The following is a 14,601-nucleotide window of genomic DNA, read 5'->3' on the forward strand; positions in this document are numbered from 1 at the left end:
CACGAGTCGGCTACTGGCGCAATGCTCTTTTTGCGCATTTTCGAAATAGTCTGTTTATATGACCATTTACGCAACGTGATAGATCAGAAAACGCTATTTAAAACCCATGGCAATTCGCATGAATATCTGTTCGGTGAATACTTTCAGCAAACTTCCGCTGTAGCTTCCCGTCAGCAGAAGGATGACAAATCCGGCAATTATCTTAGGCACGAACGTCAGCGTCATTTCTTGGATTTGCGTGAGCGCTTGAACAAATGCGACGCCTACGCCGATAACCATTGCGGAACCCACAACTGGACCAGCGAGCACAATCGTCAGCCAGATAGCCTGTTGAACGAGCTGAAGTGCATCACCTTCTGTCATGATGATATGGGATATCCTATCGATACGCCTGCGGTGATCGGGACTTGAGTTCCGTCGGTCAGGATCGCAGTCGAGCCTGAGGAGTCGATACGGACCGACTGAACCACGCCTTGCGTGCCATCCGTTCCCGTTATGACCAGCCCGATCATCGTGCTCGCCTGGGAAATATTGGAATTCACCAGAAGCTGGTCGAGCTTCGAATTCGCGTTGATGCTCTGCTCGACATTCGAGAATTCGGCAATCTGCGACATGAATTCGTTCGTATCGGTCGGATTGAGCGGATCCTGATTCTGCAATTGTGCGACCATCAACTGAAGAAAATCATTATAATCGAGCGTCGTTGAGGACTGACTGCTCGAAGACGTCTGCGTACCCGACGTACCGCCGGTGGCTGGAACCGTGGTCATGCGACCTCCTTGCTGCGTTCTTCCGAGGCGTTTGCCGCGACCTCTAACGGAAGCAGCGTTCTCACTTTCTTCAAAGCATCGAACGGCCTGTCGCCATCCAGCATGTCGCCGGCCTCCTTGAGACCGACAAGAATCTTGGGATCGCGGATGCTGGCTGAGAGGTTCGATACCGATTCCCTCGCCATCGTCCGCGCTTTCATGTAGAGCGCCGGATCCATGAGCATCATTTGAATCATGAAATACAATTGCCGCAGAGGCGTCGTTGTATCTTCCGGCTTCATCACGTGCTGTTCGAGCAGGAAGACGACGTCGTTCATGAGCTCAAGGCTGACCTTGCGATCAACGCGCAGAACGCCGCCGTTGATGAAGATGCGTTCACCGGCTCTCAGGGTAATTTTCAGGCCGCCAGCCATCAAAGACCTTCCGCGATGACATTTGATACGTCGATAAGGCCCGCGAAATTCCGCGACCTGCCGTTGCTGATCGCCTCGGCTTCTTTGAGCATCCAGATCCCTATTGAGATCAACTTGGCTCGCACCTCGTCCGGCAACCCATTTTCGGGTTTCGCGAGATCTTCAAGAAAGAAGCTCCAAAGCCTGTTTAAGAAGATGATCGCGTCTACGGCTTCGCGCGACTGCGGTCCCGCCTTCTCTGCCGTCTTCAACAGGGCCACAGATTGCTCCAGGGCGAGGCGCTCGTTCTCGCGCTGCCGATTTCCGGACTCGCTCAATGTTTCTTCATATGAGAACTTATACATCTTTCGCCTTCCGCAATCCGCCCTTGGATGCCGTCGTTAGTTATTCAGGTAATCGAGGATACTGAGATTGTTGAGCTGGCTCGTCAGCGAATACGCAGCCTGAAGCGCCGTCGAAATCTGCGACAACTGTGTCGTGACTGCTGCTGGATCGATCTGTTCCAAATTGTCGATCGACTTCGTTAGAAAATCGACTTGCGAGTCGATCTGACTGTTGGCGTCAGTAACGCGCTGTTGCGTGACGCCCAGGGCCGACTGAACTTGCGTGAGACCGCCCGTCACGTCTCCGGTGAGGTCGCGAGCCTTCGAGATGATCACCTGCTGCGTACCGCTGTTCAGGTTTGCAAAGCCGAGGCCGGAAATCATTGCGAAAGCTTCGCCCAACGACCGGAATGTGCCGTTGTCGGCTGTCACTGACGTATCGATGATTTGGTTCCGAGAGATTCGGCTGCTCACCGGTTTATCCGATGCGGCCGACCAGGTGCTCGACCAGTTTGCATCCGAGAACAGATTGGCGAACTCATTGTTGAGAAAGTCGCTCATATCATTGGGCGAAATACTGGAGACGTTGGGGTCATCCGGACTCATGCCGAACTTGGCGGTAAAGGCGGCGGTGATCGCCTGCGCTCCAGCCGATGGCGGCGTTCCAAAAAAGTCTTCCATGGGCTGGACGTCGGAATTGATGCCCGCGAACAGATACTGGCCGTCGAGCGAGGCGTTGAGCTGATCCTGCAGCGTTTGCATCCCGGCCTTCGCCGATTGGATCAACGTATCCTGGGACGTGGCGGCCGTTTGCGCCGTGATCAGACTCGAGAGAAAATTGGACGTGCTCTTCGCCAGCGTATCAAGCGCTGATTGCGACGCGCTGAGACGGTTGAGCACAAGATTGTTTGAACCTTGGATGGCCTGGATCTGATCCATGTCCTGGCGCATCGAGATGCTAACACCTGTCGTCGCACCCAGGGTTACCCCCACGTCTGCGTGCCTGCCCGTCGCAAGCTCTTTTTGGGCGTCGACGAGCTGCTGCTGGTACTTGGCTATCGATCTGAGCGTTTCATTGGAGATCGAAGCGGAAGAGATGAATGACGAGGAAATCATGAATGTCAGCTCGCTGCCTGTAAGAGCGTCGAGATCATATTGTCGACGGTGCTGATGAGACGGGACGAGGCTTGAAACGTTCGCTCTAGCGAGAGCAAATTGGTCATTTCCTCGTCGAGGTTCACACCGGTGGCCTGCGACAACGAGGTGGCGGCGCGATCAGCAATCGTTTGGCGCGATTCCGCCTCGTTACTTGACGATTGACGTAGCGCTTCGAGCCACGAGACCGACGACTTGGCGAAATCGAGCATCGAGCCCGTCGAATGAATCTGGGTCGAGGAATCGAAGGCTTGGGTGGAACCGAGATTCGTTATCAGCTGCTGGATGCGGTCCGTATAAGATGCGCCGCCGTCGCTGTTGTAGGTGTAGCTCGCGCCGGCAATACCGCCATCACGAATGAGCTCGGCGTTTCCGCCCTGGGTCGGATCAACGCTTGCGTTGATCTTGATCGAGCCTGCTAGACCTGGAACGATACTTGTCGGCACTGATGAGGAGCCGCCGTCGGTAAACAATCCGGCTGCATCGGGCAAACCACTTCCAGATTGATCGCTTTCGGCAAAGGTCGAGATCAGACCGCGGGCCATTTCATCGAGTTGGCTTTGATACGTCGGAGCGATGCTGTCGCGGACTTCAACGAGACCGGCAAGCTTGCCGGAGCTGATCGACATCATGTGCGGCGTGCCTGCAATCGGCACACCATCAGCATAAACCGGCGATCCGACGGAGTTCGCGGACAGATTCGCAGATTGCTGAAAGGTCACCGACCTCGCCGTTTTGTCGAACAGAGTGACGCCGCTGTCCGTGTAGATGGCCATATCGCCATTGTCGCGCGTGGCCGTCCGAATTCCTATTTCATTCGACAGTTGCTTCAATACTGCATCGCGCGCGTCCAAGACGTCCGTGACGTCCCTGCCGCTACCCGAGGCCGACACAACCTGCTGGTTGAGTGTTTGGAACTGCGAAAGAAGGCTGTTGATGTTGCCGACCGATGTCGCGATGTCGGAATCGGCCTGATTTCTAACGTCAGTGACTGCCTGTGTAGCTTCGTTGAGAGACGTCACCAGCTCTTGTGCGGCGGTTACGACTGTTGCCCCGACCGCGCTATTCTGAGGAGTAGCAGAATAGTTCTGAAGTGCCGTGTTGAGCTTCGACATCAAGGCGGCGGGCGACGTATCAGAGTCCGTGTCGCCCACCGTATTCTGCAACTGATCCAAGGCCGAATTGACGGCCGATTGCGTTTGGCTGCTTGCGTTTGCGTCGAGGTACGTGTCGAGAAGCAGCTTGTTGGCTGTTCTCGTCACGCCCGCGATGCTGACGCCACCGCCCGGCCCGCTGACGACGTTCGCGACTTTTCTGCTTGCGTCCGTATTGTTTACGCGCGCGATGTTCTGTGAGACGACAGAAATCTGCTCGGAAACCGTCGAAATGCTTGAAAGCGCATTACTCGTGCTCTGCGTAAGCGACATCAGCTGGGCCTTTATTTCCTATGTTTTCCGTCACCGAACGAGGTTGACGAGTACGTCCAGGAGTTCGGTGCCGGTCTGAAACACTTTCGAGTTTGCCGTGTAGTTGCGTTGAGCCTGGACCATCGTCGTCAGCTCGGAAGCAAGATCGACGGTGCTGCTTTCCAATGCGCCCGAGATGATTTTGCCACGACCGCTCTCGTTAGCGGTGCCGAGCTGCAAATCTCCGGACTCCTTGTTCGTGGCGTAGACGTTCCCAGAGATCGCCGTGAGATTGTCCGGGCTCGCGACGGTCGCCAATGGAATCTTGAATGCGTCGACGCGTGAACCGTCCTTGTAGACTGCCGTCACGATGCCTTCGTCGCTGATCTCAAGACGGTCAACAGCAGACGGAGGACTGCCATTCGCGCTCGGTGCTTCGGCACCGGTCTGGGGCGAATAGCTTGCGGCCAGCTGGGTCATCTTGCTGATATCGAGCGAAAATGTTGAGCCATTGGGGATGTTGACGCTCAGCGCTTGCGGGCTTGTCGAGGTCAACGCGCCTGTCGTGCCGTCGAACGTCACGTTCGTCGTCGCCAACTGCGAGCCCGCTGCGTAGGGGAAGCCACCGTTGGTCGCGCCGGCCGCATTGTATACGGTTATCTGCCAGGTGTTGTCGGCCGTTTTTGCGGAATAGACGTCGAGCGTCACTTGATGACCGAGGTTATCGTAAGTGACAATCGAGGTCTTGCCGGCATATTCCGCCGTCGCAGCGTTCGCCGCCGGGAGGTTGGCCGCGGCAGTAATGTCCGCGTCAGCAGGGAGGTTTACGCCGAACTTGCCGCTTGTCGAAGGCGTTGCCTTCAGGCCAAGGCTGCTCGTGCTCACAACCTGAAGACCGGCGGCACTGTTAACGACGGAACTCGAGCTGCCGTCCAAAAGGTTGTAGCCGAGCAGCTTGAACCCTGCAGCGTTCACCAGATCGCCATTGGAGTCCGGAACGAAATTGCCTGCACGCGTCAAGAAGGGCGTTCCAGAATCGCTTTCCACCATAAAGAATCCGTTGCCGCTGACCGCGAGGTCGGTCGGCGACTTGGTGTAGGTGAAGTCTCCCTGCTGGGAGACCGCCCGACGAGCGATGGTCGAAACGGAACCAGGCACGTACTCTGCGACGCTGCCTTCCGCGATGAGCGTTGCGAATTCCGTTGATGCGCCTTTGTAACCAGTGGTGTTGATATTTGCGATGTTGTCCGCAACCGTACCCATACGGTCAGACTGGACAGACATGCCCGAGACGCTGGTAGTCATTACTCCGTAAAGACCCATCGACATTCTCCTCGTCGCGAATGATGCTCGGCGCAATTGAAGCATCTGGGCCTTGCGTGAGACTGGTTTGCGCTGCTTCCGCGGGCTGTGCAGCATCATCGCTGGCAAGGTCTTTCAAGCGGTAGCCAAGGAAACGCTGGGAATCGATCGGATCGTGACCAAGTCTCTGCTTCAGCCGCTTGCGCAGGCGGCTAATGTGGCTTTCGATGACGTTCTCATGAATTTCGTCATTGAAGATGCCGTACACGCGATTGAAGATCTGGGTCTTCGTAATGCGGGTGTTGCGGCTCAGCACGAGACACTCGAGGATCCGCCGCTCACGACGCGGCAGGGGCAGCACTTCTCCGTTCACGATCGGATCGCGACCGTCGAAGAAAATCCGGATGCCACCAACATCTACACATTCGTCGACGATCTGCATCCGGCGACGAATGGCGCCGCTGCGTGCCAAGACTTCGCGGACGTGAAAGGGCTTCGCGAGGACATCATCAAACCCGAGCGAGAAAAGCTCGAGCGTTTCACTCAGCGCTCGCGCTTCGATCAGCCCCATGAGCGGCGCGCGGCTGCGTGCTCTGATCCTTGCGGATATCTGGCGCCGGTTTGCCACGGCACCAATCAAAAAGCCCTCGATAACCGCGATATCGGCATCATTGATGAGTTCGAACCACTCCGAGAACTCGTTTGGATCAACTGAAGTTGCCGCTACTCCTTCGCGTTCAAAGCACGCAACGTATCCCCCCGCGACCGTCAAACGGTCGTCAAGCACAACGAACATGATGCCCCCCAAGCCCCGCAAATCATTGGCACAGAAGGAAATACAGTGATTCACGTGACTTATTAACAATTATTTCATTATTGCGTGGGTCGGAAATGCCACGCCAAATCATAAGTCCGCGCCCGCTCCTTGCGTCTGCATCTGTTCTTCTAGTCGTCGCTGTGACTGAGGCTGCGAAGGTGGAAGATGGAACGCGCTCGCCTTTTTGCCGATCGTTGGGAAATCGATAAATTTGAATTTATTTCCAAACGATTGCGTAAACCAAAGACTTCTTAATTCAGGCGTTTCTCCGGAATAGAAAGATCCGCTTGCGAATTAATGGCTATATGCTGCGTGTTTGCGCGTCCTGACGCGCGGATTTAAAGTTTGGGTGCGTAAATGAATAAGACCACGTTTGAAAAGTTCATGAGCAGCTTTCAGACCGAGGTCCTGGTTCCGGAAAGCATCGAGGCCGAAGACGAGCGGCGCGACGGCATCCGGCACATAGCTCGCCAGCACGTCGCTTTAAACTTTCGCGGTATCCGGCTCATCTGCGACCTCGTCGACTTATCGGAATCCGGAGCAAAAATTAGCGTCGGGGACGGAATCGTCCCGAACGTCGGTGACAGAATCGCGCTGACGCTCTTCGATGGCACGATGCTCGATGGCACAGTGACTTGGCTACGCGACAAACACCTTGGCTTAGAGTTTCTCTATCCGGTTCCTAACGTCGATGAACGACTCGACTTTGAAAATCTCGGTCGGGAATTTTTCGGCAGAGCCGTAACGCTGCAAAAGTCGACTCGACGGCCGTGATTGGCGGGACGTGACCCGTCAGCGTACTGCAAGCTGCGTTTCGTAACGTTCCGCGATCCGGCATTTCGCTTCGAACCGCGGTCCGAATGACATCACGGGAACCCCTTCCGTCCGATTTTGAATCGATCATTGACAGTTTGTTCGGTCGTGACGATCGGCCAGCCGGTGTATCACGCCCCAATCGTCTTTCCATCGATGGTTTAGAGGCCGCGTGGGCCTTGGCTGCTGCTTCTCGCGGCGGTGTGGGAAATTCTCAAACCCCTCCGAAACACCCCTACGCCTTCGATGAGCAAAGCAGCATCAGCGCAGATCCGTTGCTCGATCCGAATAAAATCTTAATTGAGCTTGGACTCGACGCTAATTTTTCCGAAGCTGACATCGCGACACTGCGGCGAGAATTTGCACTTAGAAATCATCCGGATCGTGTGCAGTCCGAGCTCAGGGAGCTTGCGACACAGCGCATGATGATCGCCAATGATCTCATGGATCGCTACGTTGCCCGGTTGAAAAAGAGTGAACGCTGAGCCTCGCGAACTTATCTAAAATGCGAGATTGTTCTTTCGCGATGTTCCCACGAATGTCGGGTAATGTCTCATCGTAGCCGGCCCTCGACCGGCAGAGAATGCGATGGGGTTAAAGATGGACGACGTGAGCGCCGACCTTAAGATGTTGCAGTTGCGTATGGCCGGCATGGGTGCACAGCTCGACGGGAATTGGTCAAAAGTTCTCGAAGCGCAACGCCATCTCGATCGCGACACCGACGAATGCGCCTACTGGCATGCCGGCTATCATCAGGCGCTTGCGGACGTCATCAGTCTGCTATCGGCGAGCCAGGCTAACGACGACATTTCGGACACGTCCAATCTGTTCCGCGCGGTCGGCTAGGGTGCAGGATGTTTCCGTTCGGCATGAACTTGTGAAATATCTCGCATTCTTTTTCGAAGGCCTGACGTTCATCCGCGAAATGGCGGAACTTGAATTGCGTCGCGGTTCCGATATGGGCTTTCAATTTTGATTTGAGGTCCTCGCCGGCGCTTCCGACGTATGTAATCGCAAAGCGCCCAAGATGATCGACGAAGCCAAGCGCATACGTACCCGGACAACGATCGACCAGTTCTTCCTCGATTGCATCAGACGCGAGTGGAAATGGACCACGTAGCCCAGCTCCTGCCAATTCCTGCTGCTGCATCATTTAACGAGTCCTAGATATAGACTGCGTTGCCGGACCTGACGCCGGCAACTTCAGCCGGCGCCGGCTGCTGAGTGGATTCTCTGGGGCGGCGTTGGGCCTGATCGGACGGCGATCCATCACGTCTTTGCATCTCGCCATCTTGCCGGCCCATGAAGCCCGAACGCGATGGATCTCCATCACGGGACGGGGAGCCGTTCGTCTGCCATCCGTTCGAATTCATGGTGCTGCTGGCGGAAGTATCCGTAATCTTCATGCTTGAGATGTCGTAGCCTGCATCTTTTAAGCCGCGTTCGAGATTTGGCCGATCGTCGTTGAGAAGCTTGGCTGTCGACGCCTTCGATGCTTCTGCTTCGATCGACAATGAATTCGAACTGAGACTCAGACGGAGCCTGACCGAACCAAGATCCGCCGGCGACAACGTTAGATCGAGCGTGCGCAGAACGGGCGTTGTGGTTGCCCGCGTCGGCACGTCGACGGATGATGTTGCTGCGCTGGCGTCGGTCGCAGTCGATGCCAAGCTCGTGATTACGCCGTCGCGAACCTGATTGCTGACGTTAGCCGCGTTGGCGTTGGACGGTTTGCTGGTTGCAAAAATCTGGTCGAGGGACGACACAGCATCCGGCTTTTCCGTCTTCTTGGCCGCCTCTGAAGCTATTTCCGTATGCGACTGCGATTGCGTATCGCTCTTATTTCCGCTGTCGTTGTTAAGCGATGCATTCGCATTCTGATCGGTATTTGCCGCTGCGATTGTCGGCTGCGCTACGGACTGCGACGCGTCGCCCGATAAGTTGACGTCCGGCTTCTGTTCCTTTGCCGTCGTGACCGACGCAACTGTCTGAGCCAGAACGGCGGCCGCGGATGGCGCAGCCTTATCCGTGTTCATAGCCGAGAGCTGCGACGCGACGCTCGTCATGGCGTCGGAATTAAAGTTCCAATGCGTCTCCCGTCGATTGATCGCAACCGGCACAAGCTCGTTCGTATCTTGCGGAATGGCGTCGTGGTCGACGGCGACATTAACAGTCCCATCGTCGGCTTTTAGGTCGCCGGAATTTCCGAAGATTCTGTTTTTTGCATCCATGAGAGCGAGAATGCTTCTCTGCTGCATCAACGCTGCTGACCGGACCGGAGCCTGAGACGCATCGGTGTTGGTCGTCACGGAATCGGTATTCGTCGCTGGCGTTTGATCCGGTGTCAGATGTGCCGACATGAGATCCGGAGATGCTCCCGCTCCGTTGGTTGATTTCGAGACCGTGTCTTTCGCTTGATCCTGGCCGACGCTGTCGAAAGCATCCTCGAACGAGCTATCGTCGTCATCCGATTTTCCCTTGCCGTGCTTTCGCTGCGACGTCTTTCGCGTTTTATCGACATGGGTCGCAGCATCGCCATCATCGCGCGGCGCGCTCTGGGTCGCGCCTTCCGACTTGGGATCGTTCTCATCCGTCTGCTTGAGGCGACCGCGATATCCGTTCGATGCTTTTCCCGATACGGATTGCAGGAGAGCTTCGGCTCCGCCAGATGCGGCGCTTCCAACTGCTGCCGTCATTTCCCACTCCTAGTAATCATTGAATCTGCTTCTTTTAAAATCTCGTCGGCTTTACTCAGCGCCGTCATTGCATTCTTTTCACCCGGAGCCTGCGCCACAGCTTGCGGAGCGGTCTTTCTGACAGCAGTCGGCGCGACGTCTGTTCCGGTTACTGTTTTGGCGATAAATCCCGCCACTTCCCGGATCTCAGCGTCGTCCTCCGAAAGCCGATCGACAGTGATCTGATCCAGCGCCTTCATAGCATTTACCGCATCGTTCGAAGGCGCTTCGGCTGCGGCCATGTAGAGGCGCGCACGTTCCTTATTCTCTGGTGATGCGTTCGGTGTTGCGAGAACTTTAGCAGCAGCGGCCTTCGCAAGCTTTAGCCGTCCCTGTAGCAAACCCTCACCGGCAAGATCGATGAACAGCTCGGACGCTGGCTGCATGTCGTCGTCATCGAAGGTTGCAGCGAGGCGATCGATGCTTTCCTGATTATCGAATTCCCCGTGCTTGGCGGCTGCTTCCGCAAATTCTCGAAAGAGCTTCCAGGCATAAATCGACTTGCCGAATTCCTGCACATAGCTTGTCGTCAGCATCAGCGCCCGGCTCGTATCGCCAGCATCGAGTAATACAGGAATTTCGCGCCGCGCCGACGCCTCGTCGATCGCGGTATGGGGACACGCCAGACGCGCATCATCGAGCAGGCGGATCGCGGTTGCGTGATCATCTTCAAGATAGAGCGACGCCTTGGCCAGCGCGAACGGCCCAACGAGGCTGACGTCGAGTGAACGGGGATCTATATCTTCAAAAAGATCGCGCGCCTTTTTAGGCTGACCCTCGGCAAAGCTCATGATGCCCGCAGCCAAATTCTGATCCGCGACGCTCAAAGAATTCTGCTTGATCAGTGGTTGCAAGACGCGCGCATCACCGCCACTCAGAACATAGAGCAGACTCGTACGGACGTTGACGTAATCGTCCCACGCCTCTGGGCTGAAACTCTTCACTTCGCGCGCGATGTCGATCAGCAGACGCTGTTGCTCCGCAAGCGCAGCACGATCGCCGCGAATGATCTTGTCCTGAACCGCGCCCAACTCTTCCAGAAGACGCAGCGTATGGCGACGAACCTGAGCTTTTTCGCTCGCATCCTCTGAATAGATTGGAACGCCGTGCTCGGCCGCGATAACCTCGTCGTTTTGACCGAAAATAAATGCGGGCTTGAAATACGCCAACGAGCCCGCGGCGAGGCCCGCGAGCACAACGAACGACGCTGCAGCAATCAGCGCGATCCGCTTCATTTCTTATTCTCTTTAATGAGGATATCGATGCGGCGGTTGGCGGCCGCGAGAGTGTCGTCCGGCACTTTCGGGTCGCGATCCGCACGGCCTTCGATGGCGACGACGCGAGATTCGTCGACGCCGCCACGCAGAAGCATGTAATAGGCCATTTGGGCGCGAGCAGCGGAAAGGCGCCAGTTGTCATAGACCCGGCTCTTGTACGGACGCGAATCCGTATGGCCGCGAAGGATGATATCCCCCTTCTTGCTGCTCAAGACACGACCGATTTGCTCCATGACAAGGACGAGTTCCGAGCGCGGCTTTGCCGAACCGACCTCAAACATGCCGAAGTTGGCATCGTCCGTCAGACTGATGAGTAATCCTTCGGGCGTCGCTTTCACGTCGATCATCGGCAGTTCGCGGGAAATGTCCGCGACGGCTTTGCCAATCTGATCCCGCAGGGCTTTCGCGTCCTGATCTTTGTCGTGATCCTTGTCGTGCGTCTTATCTTCTTTCTTTGCCTGATCCAACGTTGCAGGAGTTTGCTTTGTGATTGTGTCCTGCTGCTTCGGCTTATCGCCGACATCATCCATCGATGCGCGCGCGGAGAGCTGCTGCTTTGGGTCCTGCGTAACCGGTTTTACGTTTTCTGCGGGCAGGGCGCGCGCCACGTTGGACGGGTGCTCCGGCACGATCGGCGCGGCTTGGGGCGCAGGCTTCAACCTGACATCTGACTTTCCGGCCTTACGATTGATGCGATCGAACGGATCGTCAATATTGCCGTCTGATGGGCTAGCCGCCGTCGTAGACTGACTTGCGCGTGCCTCGTCCGCGAGTTTTTCAAGCAAGTTGCCAGGATTGTCGAAGAGCGCCATCTCGCGAAGCTCTTCTGCGCTCTTGCCCCCCGATCCGACACTCGATTCGTGCGAGGCGTCGTCTTTGGCGTCACCGCTGTTTTCTTTGCTGTCGCGATCGGCCTGCCGTTTCGAGGCGTCGTCGACGACCTGCTTTTCGAATCCGCGCTTACTTTTCTCGTCCGAGTGTTTCGACTGCGTCTCGACGAGATCTTCAATGCCTTTCGGCGCCGCATAGCGATCGGTCAAACGCATCGGATTGAAGTAGGCGGCGACCTGCACGATGGTTTTTTTGTCGGCTGCATTGATCAACCACATGACCAGAAAAAACGCCATCATGGCCGTCATGAAATCGGCATATGCGATCTTCCAGACGCCGCCGTGATGCGGTTCTTCCGTATTGCGCCGGCGACGAACAATGACGAGAGGTTGCGATGATACGTCTTCGCGGCCGTCGCTCATGGTACTAGCGCCTCAAGCTCGGCGATCCACGCCGCAATGTTGACTTCGATTTCGGTGTTTTCTATGTGAGCGCGAACATCTGCACTCGGACTTTCCGAATATCCGATCTGAAATCCGGCCGTCGGCAGCCGTTCGTTAAGATGCTGGATAATTTCGGCCGGGCCTTCAATGTGGATCTTTGCGCCTTCCACCAAGCCACGCAAAATCGCCCTTTCGAGATCCTGCAACGCGCGATCCTGTAGACGCCCGATGAGCCAGGGCCGCAGCAGCGTCGCGACCCGCTCAGAGATGTCTTTCTCAATCAGACCTGACGCACTTTCCAAACGCGCAACAAGCTGCTCGGCGAAATCGCGCTGCCAGCGGTCTTTTTCCTGCGCGAGCTCGTTCGCGTGATGAATCTTGGCTTCGGCGAGACGATGCTCTGCATCGGCCTCGGCTTCCGCACGGCCTTCTGCGTAGCCCTGCCGATGGCCATCCTCGAACGCGGCTTTCAGCTGCGCTTCATGGTCCGGCTCTTCGACGTCAGGGGTGACGCGACCGAAATCCCTGAGCAGGGAGAACGCCGAACTGTGAGGCCGAGCCGTCATCCGTTCTTAACCCAATGCTTCATGATCGCAGTCGCTTGCTCTTCATCGCGATCAATAATCGCGCTGAGCTTCTCGACCGGACCGAGTGCCAGCGAGCGTCCGAACGCCAGTCCGCTGCCAAAGTCTCCCGAGCCGCCGCCCATGCCATCGAATGGGTTGGCGCCCGGTTCAAGCAACGGCGACGCCATTTCGGGCATGTCGATGGGAGCTGCGCCCGTGCCCGTAATCGAAGCGAGCGGCGCCTCGATTGCAACGTTATCGGCGCTTTCAATCGCGGGCCTATCGCTTGAGAGCAGGGTCCGCATCACGGGCCGGAAGCCAGCCATCACGACAATTGCCGCAACCAGCAGGATCGTCAGCGATCGGATGCCGGTTCCCGCCAGGCCCATCAACAGCGAAGCCCATGCCGTTCCCGACGATCCGTCTCCTTCAAACGGAGACGGCGCGAAATCGACGGCAGCGACACTGATGCGATCACCGCGCTTGGTGTCTATGCCGGCTGCGGAAAGGGCGATCTTCTCAATTTCAGCGACCTGCTTATCGACGTCTTCGGGCTTTGCGTCTTTACCCATCGCATCCATCAGTCGCTTTTTGTTGACGACGACGGCAACCGAGATGTTCGCGATCTTGTAGCCTTCGCTCGTCGAGGAGGCCGTCGACGAACTGATCTCGTAGTTGGTCGTTTCCTCCTTGCGATCCTGATTGCGTTTGTTCTGGTCTTTGTGGCTCGTTTGTTCGTTCGGAATGTTTTCCTGGACGCTGACGTTGTTCTTGCCGGCGCTGTCCTGCGAACTCTGAGCTTCCTTGATGTATCGCGTTGATCGCTCGACCTTGCTGTCGGGATCGAACTTTGTCTCGTTCGTCTGCAGCTTATCGATATTCAAGCGGGCGATGGCACTGACTTCGAAGTTGTCCAGACCGAGATAGGGCGACAACGTGCGGCGAACGCTATCCTGAATCTGTTTTGAGACCGTGTGCTCGAGTTCGAGCATCTGTACCGGCGCGTCGCCGCTGGCGAGACCATTCCCAGAGCCTCCAAGAATCGAGCCATCGGTGCCGATAACCTGGACTTCGTTCGGCGTCATTTCCGGGATCGCCGAGGCAACCAGATGCTTGATGGCCGGCGCTGCAGTGGCATCTCCGGCAACATCCGTGCGAATGACGACAGACGCCGACGGCGCTTCTTTCTTGACCTGAAGCGCATTCTGATTCGGCATGAAGATGTGAACACGCGCAGCTCTCACACCCTTCAAGTATTGGATTGTTCGCGACAGCTCGCCCTCAAGGGCGCGCACGCGCGTCACTTCCTGCATGAACGACGTGAGCCCGAGCGCGCCGAGCTTATCGAACAGCTCATAACCCGCTGTTTGGCTGCCGGGCAGTCCCTTTTCCGCGAGCAAAGCGCGAGCTTGTGCCGTCTGCCCGACCGGAACGCTCAACTTCGTCCCGTCCATGCTGCTTTCAAACGGGATGCCGGCTTCGGTCAGCTCCGTGCCCATGCGGCTGATGTCAGGAGGCGTCAGGCCGACATAAAGCGTCTCGTAGCTTGAGCGCGACGCGAAGTAACTGCCTATGGTAATCAGTCCGAAGACGAGCGCGCCGGCGATGCCAAGCGCCATAAGGCGCCTGCGGCCGAGACCCAGCAGACTGCGATAAAGGTTCTCTAATTGACGCCAATCCATCTCTCGACCTTGCCGGCAAAGTTTCCGGTCAACGGTAGGGACGGAACCTTGTGCAAAGGTGACGGGCC

At 56.6% G+C, this 14,601-nt stretch carries 15 protein-coding genes and 1 pseudogene; 3 read left to right on the forward strand and 13 right to left on the reverse strand.

Annotated elements, in window-relative coordinates:
• Positions 1 to 93: 93 nt before the first annotated feature.
• From fliQ to ACLB1Z_RS19500, 8 genes and pseudogenes are all read right to left on the reverse strand, one after another.
• Positions 94 to 363 carry a flagellar biosynthesis protein FliQ gene (gene fliQ, locus ACLB1Z_RS19465; protein WP_409561315.1) on the reverse strand — a complete coding sequence of 90 codons (270 nt, stop codon included), beginning with the start codon at positions 361 to 363 and terminating at the stop codon, positions 94 to 96.
• A complete protein-coding gene (flgD, locus tag ACLB1Z_RS19470) occupies positions 360 to 770 on the reverse strand; it encodes a flagellar hook assembly protein FlgD (protein ID WP_409561316.1) in 411 nt (136 codons plus the stop codon). Before flgD ends, fliQ begins: the two co-directional genes overlap by 4 nt.
• The gene (gene flbT, locus ACLB1Z_RS19475) at positions 767 to 1,183 is read right to left on the reverse strand and encodes a flagellar biosynthesis repressor FlbT (RefSeq protein ID WP_409561317.1); all 417 of its coding nucleotides are present in this window, start codon (positions 1,181 to 1,183) and stop codon (positions 767 to 769) included. Before flbT ends, flgD begins: the two co-directional genes overlap by 4 nt.
• Positions 1,183 to 1,527, reverse strand: coding sequence for a flagellar biosynthesis regulator FlaF (gene flaF / locus ACLB1Z_RS19480; protein ID WP_409561318.1), 345 nt, complete (start codon positions 1,525 to 1,527; stop codon positions 1,183 to 1,185). Before flaF ends, flbT begins: the two co-directional genes overlap by 1 nt.
• Positions 1,528 to 1,563: 36 nt before the next feature.
• The gene (locus ACLB1Z_RS19485) at positions 1,564 to 2,622 is read right to left on the reverse strand and encodes a flagellar hook-associated family protein (protein ID WP_409561319.1); all 1,059 of its coding nucleotides are present in this window, start codon (positions 2,620 to 2,622) and stop codon (positions 1,564 to 1,566) included.
• Positions 2,623 to 2,627: 5 nt separating this feature from the next.
• Positions 2,628 to 4,088 (reverse strand): flagellar hook-associated protein FlgK, encoded by a 1,461-nt coding sequence (gene flgK / locus ACLB1Z_RS19490; RefSeq protein ID WP_409561320.1) that lies wholly within the window; start codon positions 4,086 to 4,088, stop codon positions 2,628 to 2,630.
• Between the two features lie 30 nt (positions 4,089 to 4,118).
• Entirely contained in the window at positions 4,119 to 5,390 is a 1,272-nt protein-coding gene (locus tag ACLB1Z_RS19495) for a flagellar hook protein FlgE (RefSeq protein WP_409561321.1), read from the reverse strand.
• A 121-nt stretch (positions 5,391 to 5,511) separates the two neighbouring features.
• Positions 5,512 to 6,165, reverse strand: a pseudogene (locus ACLB1Z_RS19500) (response regulator transcription factor); the annotation flags it as partial.
• A 378-nt stretch (positions 6,166 to 6,543) separates the two neighbouring features.
• Between ACLB1Z_RS19500 and ACLB1Z_RS19505 the strand changes: the two are divergent.
• From ACLB1Z_RS19505 to ACLB1Z_RS19515, 3 genes are all read left to right on the forward strand, one after another.
• Complete coding sequence (locus ACLB1Z_RS19505; RefSeq protein WP_409561322.1) at positions 6,544 to 6,960, forward strand: PilZ domain-containing protein; 417 nt, start codon at positions 6,544 to 6,546, stop codon at positions 6,958 to 6,960.
• A gap of 86 nt (positions 6,961 to 7,046) precedes the next feature.
• The gene (locus ACLB1Z_RS19510; RefSeq protein ID WP_409561323.1) at positions 7,047 to 7,484 is read left to right on the forward strand and encodes a molecular chaperone DnaJ; all 438 of its coding nucleotides are present in this window, start codon (positions 7,047 to 7,049) and stop codon (positions 7,482 to 7,484) included.
• A 115-nt stretch (positions 7,485 to 7,599) separates the two neighbouring features.
• Complete coding sequence (locus tag ACLB1Z_RS19515) at positions 7,600 to 7,845, forward strand: hypothetical protein (RefSeq protein WP_409561324.1); 246 nt, start codon at positions 7,600 to 7,602, stop codon at positions 7,843 to 7,845.
• Between the two features lie 317 nt (positions 7,846 to 8,162).
• On the opposite strand, the gene ACLB1Z_RS19520 is transcribed toward ACLB1Z_RS19515, so the two are convergent.
• From ACLB1Z_RS19520 to fliF, 5 genes are read right to left on the reverse strand one after another with little or no spacing between them, the layout of a single operon-like run.
• On the reverse strand, positions 8,163 to 9,695 hold the full coding sequence (locus ACLB1Z_RS19520) for a flagellar hook-length control protein FliK (protein ID WP_409561325.1): 1,533 nt from the start codon (positions 9,693 to 9,695) through the stop codon (positions 8,163 to 8,165).
• Complete coding sequence (locus ACLB1Z_RS19525; protein ID WP_409561326.1) at positions 9,692 to 10,969, reverse strand: hypothetical protein; 1,278 nt, start codon at positions 10,967 to 10,969, stop codon at positions 9,692 to 9,694. The genes ACLB1Z_RS19520 and ACLB1Z_RS19525 overlap by 4 nt, the downstream gene beginning before the upstream one ends.
• Positions 10,966 to 12,264 (reverse strand): MotB family protein, encoded by a 1,299-nt coding sequence (locus tag ACLB1Z_RS19530; protein WP_409561327.1) that lies wholly within the window; start codon positions 12,262 to 12,264, stop codon positions 10,966 to 10,968. The genes ACLB1Z_RS19525 and ACLB1Z_RS19530 overlap by 4 nt, the downstream gene beginning before the upstream one ends.
• Complete coding sequence (locus ACLB1Z_RS19535; protein ID WP_409561328.1) at positions 12,261 to 12,851, reverse strand: hypothetical protein; 591 nt, start codon at positions 12,849 to 12,851, stop codon at positions 12,261 to 12,263. Before ACLB1Z_RS19535 ends, ACLB1Z_RS19530 begins: the two co-directional genes overlap by 4 nt.
• Positions 12,848 to 14,533, reverse strand: coding sequence for a flagellar basal-body MS-ring/collar protein FliF (fliF, locus tag ACLB1Z_RS19540; protein WP_409561329.1), 1,686 nt, complete (start codon positions 14,531 to 14,533; stop codon positions 12,848 to 12,850). Before fliF ends, ACLB1Z_RS19535 begins: the two co-directional genes overlap by 4 nt.
• Positions 14,534 to 14,601: the final 68 nt, after the last annotated feature.

The organism is Hyphomicrobium sp. MC8b, from assembly GCF_905067615.1.
Lineage (GTDB): Bacteria > Pseudomonadota > Alphaproteobacteria > Rhizobiales > Hyphomicrobiaceae > Hyphomicrobium_B.